Origin of the sequence: Rheinheimera sp., assembly GCF_020217005.1 — a bacterium.
GTDB lineage: Bacteria > Pseudomonadota > Gammaproteobacteria > Enterobacterales > Alteromonadaceae > Pararheinheimera.
Genome location: NZ_JAIWOI010000205.1, coordinates 1 through 10,000 on the forward strand (window position 1 = coordinate 1; position 10,000 = coordinate 10,000).

General features: G+C 46.9%; 9 protein-coding genes. 5 read left to right on the forward strand and 4 right to left on the reverse strand.

What is annotated here, in order from left to right; translation table 11 throughout:
• On the reverse strand, positions 1–773 hold a 773-nt coding region (gene gpmI, locus LDL40_RS10025), incomplete at its 3' end, for a 2,3-bisphosphoglycerate-independent phosphoglycerate mutase (RefSeq protein WP_300995197.1).
• Positions 774–949: 176 nt separating this feature from the next.
• On the opposite strand from gpmI, the gene LDL40_RS10030 reads away from it, so the two are divergent.
• Genes LDL40_RS10030 through gpsA form a run of 4 tightly spaced genes read left to right on the forward strand, consistent with a single transcriptional unit; the run spans position 950 to position 3,171 of the window.
• Positions 950–1,378, forward strand: coding sequence for a rhodanese-like domain-containing protein (locus LDL40_RS10030; protein WP_300995198.1), 429 nt, complete (start codon positions 950–952; stop codon positions 1,376–1,378).
• A 12-nt stretch (positions 1,379–1,390) separates the two neighbouring features.
• On the forward strand, positions 1,391–1,648 hold the full coding sequence (gene grxC, locus LDL40_RS10035; protein WP_127685103.1) for a glutaredoxin 3: 258 nt from the start codon (positions 1,391–1,393) through the stop codon (positions 1,646–1,648).
• Between the two features lie 49 nt (positions 1,649–1,697).
• Positions 1,698–2,171 carry a protein-export chaperone SecB gene (gene secB, locus LDL40_RS10040; protein ID WP_300995199.1) on the forward strand — a complete coding sequence of 158 codons (474 nt, stop codon included), beginning with the start codon at positions 1,698–1,700 and terminating at the stop codon, positions 2,169–2,171.
• A gap of 1 nt (position 2,172) precedes the next feature.
• On the forward strand, positions 2,173–3,171 hold the full coding sequence (gene gpsA, locus LDL40_RS10045) for an NAD(P)H-dependent glycerol-3-phosphate dehydrogenase (RefSeq protein WP_300995200.1): 999 nt from the start codon (positions 2,173–2,175) through the stop codon (positions 3,169–3,171).
• A gap of 552 nt (positions 3,172–3,723) precedes the next feature.
• Here the strand turns inward: gpsA and LDL40_RS10050 are convergent.
• Positions 3,724–7,521 (reverse strand): EAL domain-containing protein, encoded by a 3,798-nt coding sequence (locus LDL40_RS10050; protein WP_300995201.1) that lies wholly within the window; start codon positions 7,519–7,521, stop codon positions 3,724–3,726.
• Between the two features lie 181 nt (positions 7,522–7,702).
• Positions 7,703–8,170 (reverse strand): tRNA (uridine(34)/cytosine(34)/5-carboxymethylaminomethyluridine(34)-2'-O)-methyltransferase TrmL, encoded by a 468-nt coding sequence (trmL, locus tag LDL40_RS10055; protein ID WP_300995202.1) that lies wholly within the window; start codon positions 8,168–8,170, stop codon positions 7,703–7,705.
• Positions 8,171–8,266: 96 nt separating this feature from the next.
• On the opposite strand from trmL, the gene LDL40_RS10060 reads away from it, so the two are divergent.
• Entirely contained in the window at positions 8,267–9,175 is a 909-nt protein-coding gene (locus LDL40_RS10060; RefSeq protein ID WP_300995203.1) for a cation diffusion facilitator family transporter, read from the forward strand.
• On the opposite strand, the gene LDL40_RS10065 is transcribed toward LDL40_RS10060, so the two are convergent.
• The coding region (locus LDL40_RS10065; protein WP_300995204.1) for an alpha/beta fold hydrolase at positions 9,143–10,000 on the reverse strand (858 nt) is incomplete at its 5' end. The genes LDL40_RS10060 and LDL40_RS10065 overlap by 33 nt on opposite strands.

Genomic DNA, 10,000 nt, shown 5'->3' on the forward strand with positions numbered 1-10,000 from the left:
AAAATCAGGCTGTCGCCTTGCTGCATTTTAATCACATCACCAGCTGGGTTTTTAATAGCTGTGGCTTTGACAAACTCATCGTTTTCATCGCGACTGTAGGCTGCTTTTAACGCATCTACTGCGGTAGTAGCAGTAAACTCCGCTTTACCTTGAGTCAGTAAATCGTAGGCGGCCTGGACACGATCCCAACGCTTGTCTCTATCCATCGCAAAATAACGACCAATCACAGAAGCTACCTGGCCTACACCTATGGCTTTAAAGTGATCTTCTACGCGTTGCAACGAGGCTTCAGCGCTGCGTGGCGGCGTATCTCGGCCATCTAAAAATGCGTGCAGATAAATTTCAGTAGCGCCTTGCTGTTTGGCCAGATCTATCATGGCGATAATATGATCTTCGTGGCTATGCACGCCGCCAGGGGACAACAAGCCCATTAAATGTACTGCTTTGCCTTGGCGTACAGCCTGCTGAGTTGCTTCGACCAGCACAGGGTTAGTGAAGAAATCGCCATCCTGAATAGCTTTAGTGATACGGGTAAAATCCTGATAGACAACCCGGCCTGAGCCTAAATTAACATGACCAACTTCAGAGTTACCCATTTGGCCATCTGGCAAGCCAACGTCCAAACCTGAGCCTGAAATCAGAGTGTGAGGACATTCTGCCCATAACTTGTCCATGACAGGAGTATTGGCCTGTAAAATCGCATTGGATTCACGCTCTTCTCTGTATCCCCATCCATCCAATATCAGTAAGACTAACGGCTTTTTCGGCTGCATACTCATGGCTCCGTGCTTTGTCATTTAAAGATTGTTTGATGGCCTATCTTACCTTGTTTTTACTGTGAAAACAGTGACGAAATAGTACGGATAGGGCTTCAGTGCTGCATTCTTTTATCAAACTAGGTATACTCGGCCGCAAAGTTTTGCTCCTGAAATAAAACAGAATGGTGTTTATGCAGCAATATATTGATTTTTTGAGTAATCATCCTTACCTGACGGCCGCTTGGGTTGCGTTATTTTTAGCTTTAGTCGTCAGTTGGATTAAGTCTTTAACCTCTTCAATCAAACAGATCACTCCTACTCAACTGACCTTATTGGTGAACAGAGAAGATGCGACAGTCATAGATATACGTACTGACGCCGACTATAAAAAAGGCCATATTACTGGTGCCCGTCATCTGACAGCGGAACAAATTAACACTCAAGCCGCTGCCGGACTTGAAAACAAAAAAGACGCACCCATCATAGTAGTCTGTCAGGCTGGTATGTCTGCACAAGGCGTAGCCGCAACATTAGCTAAACAAGGCTTCACCAAGGTGTTTGTTTTGCAGGGCGGTATGAATACCTGGACGGGCGCAAACCTGCCAGTTGTTAAAAAATAAGTCGGAGCAAAGATGGCACAAGTCACTATTTACACTAAGGCCTATTGTCCTTATTGTGTTCGCGCTAAGGCGTTATTAGGCCAAAAAGGCGTACAATTTGATGAAATCAAAATAGATGAACAGCCTGAACTGCGTCCAGCCATGATTGAACGTGCCAATGGCCGCACCACTGTGCCGCAGATTTTCATCGGCGACACTCATGTGGGCGGTTGTGACGATCTTTTTGCACTGGAGAATGCCGGCACCCTGAATTCGATGCTCTCTGCTTAACTGCAGCTGGCTTTCTACCGATCATTAAATAAAAAAATTAGGATTTATCATGGCCGAACAACAAGCTGCTGAACAATTTGCGATCCAGCGTATTTACGTAAAAGACATTTCTTACGAATCGCCAAATGCGCCTGCAATTTTTCGTAAAGAGTGGCAACCTGCTATTCAGTTAGATTTGGATACCAGAAGCGACAAACTGGAAGACAATACGTTTGAAGTAGTATTATCTTTGACTGTAACAGCACGCATTGAAGAAGAAGTTGCTTTTTTATGTGAAGTGCAGCAGGCTGGTATTTTTAGCCTGCCGACTTTGGAAGATGCGCAAATGGCTCATATGTTAGCTTCATTTTGCCCAAACATCTTATTTCCTTATGCGCGCGAAGCCGTGTCTAACCTGGTAAACCGCGGTACTTTCCCACAACTGAATCTGGCACCAGTAAATTTTGATGCCTTATTTGCTCAATATATCCAAAAACGTCAGGCTGAAGCTCAGGCCCAGCAAGGCGTAACACAACACTCTTAAAATGAAAGCTGCAATTGCTGTGTTAGGGGCGGGCTCTTATGGGACCGCCCTTGCTATTTCGCTGGCACGAAATGGCAACCCTACTTTATTGTGGGGCCGGAACGCGGATGATATCCGGGTTATGACCGAACAACGGATGAACCAGCGTTATTTGCCGGACATTCCACTGCCAGATTCTTTGGCCGTTACAGCGGACTTGGCTGATGCTGTGGGTTCATGTCGGGATATCTTGTTATCTGTCCCTAGTCACGCATTTGCTGACACTTTGAAGCAGATCAAACCCTATCTGCAACACAATGCCAGAGTGGCATGGGCCACTAAAGGTCTGGAGCCAGAAACTGGTCGTTTGTTGCAGGATGTAGCTAAAGAAATTTTAGGGGACGAGGTGTCTTTAGCCGTATTGTCAGGCCCTACCTTTGCCAAGGAGCTTGCCAAAGGCTTACCTACGGCTATTTCATTGTCCTCTACAGACCCTGAGTTTATTGCCACTCTGTCCAGCTTATTGCATTGCACCAAAACTTTCAGGGTGTATACCAATCCTGATTTTATTGGAGTGCAACTTGGTGGTGCTGTTAAAAATGTTATTGCCATAGGCGCTGGTATGGCTGACGGTATTGGTTTTGGCGCTAATGCCCGTACCGCTTTAATCACCCGTGGTTTAACTGAAATGTGCCGTTTAGGTTGTGCCTTAGGCGCGAAAAAAGAAACCTTTATGGGAATGGCCGGTTTAGGTGACCTGGTGTTAACCTGCACAGATAACCAATCCCGTAACAGACGTTTTGGTTTGTTGCTAGGTGAAGGCAAAGGTGTGGACGAAGCTATGGCGACTATAGGGCAGGTCGTGGAAGGCTACCGTAATGCCAAAGAAGTGTTTAATCTGGCACAACGCGTCGGTGTGGAAATGCCTATTACGGAGCAGATTTATCAGGTGCTGTATCAGGGTAAAGATGCGCGTTTGGCGGCGATGGATCTACTAGGCCGCGAAAAACGCGACGAATAATTTAGCCGTCGTCCTTGAAGCCGCAGCTTTGTTGGCTGCGAGCTTTCGCCCCAGTCACATAGTGAACTATGCTCCTGGGGTCTCAATCTCTAGCCGCCTCGCCGCAACTTCAATTACTTAGGCTAAAATAGCCGTCGTCCTTGAAGCCGCAGCTTTGTTGGCTGCGAGCTTTCGCCCCAGTCGCATAGACTGCTATGCTCCTGAGGTCTCAATCTCTTGCCGCCTCGCCGCAACACCAACTACTTAGGCTATTGAAGTGTCGTCCTTGAAGCCGCAGCTTTGTTGGCTGCGAGCTTTCGCCCCGGTCACATAGTGAACTATGCTCCTGGGGTCTCAATCTCTTGCCGCCTCGCCGCAACTTCAATTACTTAGGCTAAAATACCCGTCGTATTTGGCGCTGCAGCTTTGTTGCCTGCACTCTCTCGCTGCAACACCAACTACTTAGGCTATTGACGTGTCGTCCTTGAAGGCGCAGCTTTGTTGGCTGTATGCTTTCGCCTGTACAGTGTTTGAATGTGGGGTGGGCAGGGCAAGCCCAACCCTTTTGCTTTTCTAGTTATGATTCTTTGGTTCTTTATCCAACAGCAAAGCGATTTGCTCTGCTTGTACCGGAGGACTAAATAAGTAGCCCTGAACCACCTCACATCCCATGACATGCAGTAAATAAGCCTGCATTTCAGTTTCAACACCTTCCGCGACCACGGCAATTTTCAGATAGCCCGCTAAGCGGATTATGGTCGAGGTAATATTCCGATCTTGCTCTGATGTGTCCATGTCCTTGATAAAAGCCCGGTCGATTTTAAGGGTATCTATGGGGAAACGTTTCAGATAGCCTAGTGACGAATAACCAGTACCAAAATCATCAAGTGCCAGCGTAAATCCCATAGCTTTAAGCTGATGCATCATTTCAAGGCAATGTTCGGCATCACGCATCATAGCGGTTTCGGTAATTTCTAATTCAAGCAGACTGGCGTCCAACTGATAGTGTTGCAACTCTTTCTGTAAAAATTCAATTAAATCAGGTTGTTGTAATTGTTGAACCGACAGGTTTACTGCGACTCGGCCCCGCATTTGGCCTTGTTGTTGCCATTGCTGAATTTGAGCACAGACCTGACTGAATACCAGCCTGTCCAACTGAATAATGACGCCATTCTCCTCTGCTATAGGGATAAACATCACAGGAGACACCATGCCTCTGGCTGGATTGTGCCAGCGGCAAAGGGCTTCGTAGCCCACTATGGTATTACTGCTGACGTTGTATTTAGGCTGATAAACTACTTTGAACTCACCCTGAGCTATACCACGCCACAAATCGCTTTCCAGAGCAAGGTATTCGGGAGTTCGTTGCAGCATTTTGTCGTTAAAAAACTGCGCATTGTTACGACCCATTTGCTTTGCATGGTGCAAGGCAGTATCAGCACTGCGTAACAGAATATCGGATGAGCGGCCATCTTCAGGGTAAATAGCGATGCCTATACTGGCGGTCAGAGTAATTTCTAAATCACCCATTTGTAGAGGCTGGCGAATTTGTAACAGTAATTGCAGGCTCAGGCGATTTAGTAGCAGGTCAAACTGTTCCAGACTAAAATGAGATGGAACCAAGATGGCAAACTCATCTATACCCAACTTAGCCAGAATATAACCAGCAGGCAATAGTTTTTGCAGTCGCTCCGCGACCATTTTGAGTAAAAGATTACCACTGTCGTGCCCGAGCGAGTCATTAATTTTGGCAAAACGATCCAGGTCGACCAGCAAGACTGCAAAATGAGGGAAGCGACTGCTGCAACTGAAAAAAGCTCTATCCAAATGTTCAAGGAATAAAGCACGGTTCGGTAATTGAGTCAGTGGATCTCTGGTGCTGAGCTTACGTAGCTCCCTTTCGTTTAGTTTGCGATTAGTTACGTCAGAGAAAATGGCCAGGTAGAGTTTAGGTTCCTGTGCTCCCTTACCTGACAACAAAGTAATAGCCAATGACAAGGCGAAATTATCGCCATTGGCTTTTTTGCTCCAGACTTCGCCACGCCAGAAACTGAATTGCTGCAGTTGTTGTACTATAGTTTTCAGCAGCTCGGTCTGATGGCCCTGGGCTGTGTAAAGCTGCAAGGTCTGGCCTTCTATTTGTTTGGCCGTAAAACCAGTGATCTCGCAAAAGGCCTGATTTACCTTTTCTATCCGCAGCTGTTCATCTCCTAACCACACTGCATCCTGAGTATTGTCGAACAAGGAACTGATCATCAGTTGTTGTTCCAGTCGCTGATGCAAACGGTTCTGATGAACCCGGTAGCGCCAGAGTAATAATGCAAGCATCATGACGGACAAAAACAGCATCAGCCATAACCAGCTTTGTTGTATCCACCAATATCTGTTGAAATGCAGCTGATAGTGGTCGGCCTGTTGCCAGGTCATACCGTCCTGGCTAGCTTCTATCTTTAATTGGTATTGTCCGCTGTCGCCCAGTTGCAGTTTAAACTGGCGTTGGGGATAACTCAGCGTGACAGCTGGGGCATAGTCCAAACTATAACGAAAGTAGTTCCACTGTTTGCCTGCTGTAGGGTAGTGGCTTAGACGGAATTCGACTTCAGGTCCCCAGCTATCCAGTTGCAGCAAATGCTCCTGTTGTTTCAGGTGCTGACCATTTTCTGCCACCAGCTCCAGTCGTATCGGATTCACCGTAAGCTGAGGCTTAGGTTGAATTAAGTCTGCCTGATAATGGCCAATGGAACTATTAATGAAGAATTTGCCCTGATCAATTTTCGCTTGATAAGGCAATAAGTACTCCCCTTGATTCAGCTGCCATTGCAGTAAAGAATTATCTTTTAAATCAATAAGATGTAGTTGTTGTTTCGACCATAACCAAGCTTGTTGCTGTTGGATCAGCAGATGCTGTTGCTGCCGGGGTACCTGCCATTGCTGTTGTAATGCAAGAGTAAGTTTATTGCTGCTTTGCTCAGTCTTGTAGTGGTAAAGCTGATCTGGCGTCAACAACCACAGCCCCTCTGGCGCTGCGACCAGATCCTGTATTTGCCGCGGATCTAGACAAGGTGAGCTTTCACATGGATTGAGGCCGTATGCATTGAGTTGACGCTCGGCCAGCCGATAGGAGTAAAGCCTGTTACTGCCTGCAAGCCATAACTGTCCGGCTTGAAAACGTACTAAAAACCAACTGGCCTGATCGCTTAATAACACTGCGGATGCTGAAGCTGGCTCCCACTGCCATAAACCCTTATGCGTTAGATACCAGAATTGGTCCTGGGTAACAGCGAGATCCAGAACAGGCTCTTTTTCCGCTAAAATCCACTGGGCATTCGCCACGTCGAAACGCCAGATTTGTTGACCAACCCAGACAAAATACTGTTGTTGATACCAAAATTTCTTCACCTGCTCCAGAGCAAAAGGAAAAGTTAAGCTAGTGATTTGTCCCGGGACAGGGTGAAGCAACACCAACTGCTGTGGTACTGGCTGCCAGTTTTGGTTTTTGTTGTCCCACAGAGTAGTGCTCCTGCTGGCCTGCACATTCAAAGCAGACAACTGTGCCAGCGCCAGCGTACCAGCGGCATCAGCTAACCAGATATTCTGGTGTCGGTCTGCAAACAGCTGCATCCAGGGTTGCGCCAACGCCTGATTTTGCCAAAGTCCGGAATCAGGTTGGTATAAATAAAGCTCTTGCGAAGATAAAAGCCATACCTGACCTAGGGGATCTACCTCCAACGCCGACGCATAAAAATTTTCCGGCGTTGTGACCGCTTGCAGCTGTTGTTGAGTGAACCTGTACAGTTTTTGGTGTTGTGCCAATAACCAGAGCTGCTGGTCAGGTCCAAGCGCCAAATCTGTTTGTTGCGGTAAATTCAGCGCATAATGTTGCCAGTTTTGGCTGGCCAAATCGTAACGTGCCAGTCTGGCTTCTTTAGACCAGAGCCAAACCGATGTACCGTCACTGACTCCCTGCACCCAGGCTGCTGTTGTCATATTGTTGCGCCATAACAACGTGGCGTCAGCCGAATTGTCCGACCATTGCCAGAGTTCCTGCTCCGTTAGTATCAAAGGTACAGCGTTATCCGACAAAAACAACGACTTAATCTGTTCTTTACTTTGCCAAATTTGGCGAAATTGCCCGCTTTGCTGCTCAAATAACCAGATTTGATCAACGCTGGCTAACCACAATTGGTGCTGATCTAAGGTCAGTAGCTGAACCAAAGCCTGAGTTTGTAATTCTGCGGGTAAGTTATAAGACTGATGTTCATGGCCATCAAAACGATGTAGCTGAGTGCTGGTGCTCCACCATAACAAGCCCGATTTATCCTGAGTAAAGAGTTCAATCGCCAAATGCTGAGATTGGCGCGAGTGCACCATAGGCTGGACCTGCAAATAAGCGTGAAGACCCGTGCTACAAAATACAAGCCAAAGCGCCAGGCAAAATTTAAGGCAACGCAGCAGCATCTGAATTTATTCCCCTGACAATCTCTCATTTAAATTACTGATAAATCAGCACGCTGGTTCACACTATAGCTTTAGGCTCGGCAGCTTAGCAAACTCAGGGCCTTGCTCCGGCATAACCTAACTGACGCCATGACTCATAGACGAACACTGAGACAGCATTGGACAAGTTCATTGAGCGGCTATCCGGTGTCATTGGAATACGTAGCCATTGGTCTTTAGGTAAAGTTGCCAGCAGATCTGCAGGTAAACCTCTACTTTCCGGTCCAAAAACTAACGCATCACCTAACTGGTACTGTGCATCGCTATGGTGATTGCTGCCCTTGGTGGTACAGGCAAAAACTCTGGTCGGTTTCACGTCCGCTAAAAAGGCGGCGAAGTTAGCGTGACGTTTAACATCAGCAAATTCGTGATAATCCAGACCCGCTCTTTTAATACGTTTATCATCCCAAGCGAAACCCAGAGGCTCAATTAAATGCAAACGAAAGCCTGTATTGGCACAAAGCCGGATAATATTACCGGTATTAGGCGGAATTTCTGGTTCATATAACACTATGTCTAACATGATAATTTCCAAATTTTTAAGCGCTGTGAGTGTATCAAAATTGGCGTACAATGCCTATGGATGCTGAAGACAAAACAGCCAGAGGTGGGCACTTTGATGACGCAAACTACGAAAAATACCGACTATCAACTTTGGGTTAAGCGCTCAGGCTATCTGACATTGAGCATAGCTTTAACTATTTTGCTGTTGAAATTCAGCGCTGTGCTGGCAACGAATTCCAGCTCAGTGTTGGCGTCCTTTACTGATGCATCTATGGACTTATTAGTATCCGTATTAAATTTTGCCGTGCTGCGGTATGCCTTACGCCCTGCAGACCACAATCATGGCTTTGGCCACGGCAAAGCCGAAGCTGTGATGGCTTTATTACAGGCTGCTTTTTTAACCGGAGCTGCAGTGCTACTGTTGACTCAAACCTTCAGTCGGTTAAATCAAACTGAAGCTATACAGCAATTGGCTTTTGGCATGTGGATCACAGTGTTGTGTGCCGGATTAACCCTGACCTTAGTGCTGGCACAACGCTGGATTATAAAGCGCACCGGCTCACTGGCGGTGAAAGCAGATTTACTGCACTACCGAAGTGATTTGTTAATGAATTTGTTGGTTCTGACCGCGCTGTTTTTAGCCAGCCAGAATTTGCTTTGGGTGGATAATCTGGTTGCAGTGTTGATTTGTGGGTATTTGCTCTACAGTGCCTTCGAACTCGCTAAAGAAGCATTGCAGCATTTGCTGGATGAACAATTACCGGCCGACCAACTGGCTCGCATAGAGCAAACCTTACTAACACAAGCCGATGTACTGGCCGTGGAGCAATTAAAAACCCGTCAGGCGGGGCCCCATATCTTTATTCAACTGCGTCTGGTATTGCAGGATGATTTATCTTTACTGGCCGCTCATGAGATAGTCGACAAGGCAGAGCAACAGCTAATGACTCTGTACAAGCAAGCAGAAGTTATTATTCATGCTGAACCTTATTCAGAGTCCGAGCTGAAGAAAAAACCGGTTTAGTGCCGCAAGTAATTGGTTGCGCAGAGGATCGCTTTCAAAAATTATTTCATGTAATGCGCCTTGGATCTTTACCAGTTCACAAGGCTGGCCTTGTTGTTTCTGCCAGTACTGATGTTGCATTTTGTTAGCCACCACCCTGTCTTCTGAAGCCTGAACAATAAGCTGAGGTAAGGACAGGGCCTCAGCCTGCTGCAAGGCGTCTATGGCTTGCAGTGACTGCTGCAACCAACGCACTGAAACTCCGCCCAATTGCAATTCAGGTTGTATTTGATACAGGTGGCGAAATTGTTGATAACGCACCAGGCTATGAGTCAGTTGATTCCGCTCAAAGTCCTTGTCCTGATAGGGTTTCTGGCCTGGAAAGTAGCGTTCTGTATGACCGGATGCATTCTGTAGTTTAGCGAGCAAAGCTACCAGTATTTTTGCCATGGCTGTTGGTAAAGGCCAGGTTTGAATACCAAACATAGGAGAGCAATAGACGGCTCCGCTAAAACCATGGTCATGATGTTGCTGCAGGTAGCGGCACAAAATGGCGCTCCCCATGGAGTGAGCCAAGCCCAATAGCGGGGCTTGTTGTGCCGGCACTATATGCTGTGAGAGCCAGAGGGCGAAGTCCTGCACATAATGCTGAAAATCTGCCACATCACCCAAATGCCGATCTGTCTTGTGTCGATCCGATAAACCCTGACCTCTGTGATCAATCAGATGCACAGTAAAACCGGCCTGATACAAGTCAAAGCAGAACTCCTGATATTTTTGGCCCGCTTCTATGCGGCCAGGGGATAAAACTATTTCGGCTCTGGGGGTTGGATGGCGAAAACTGTT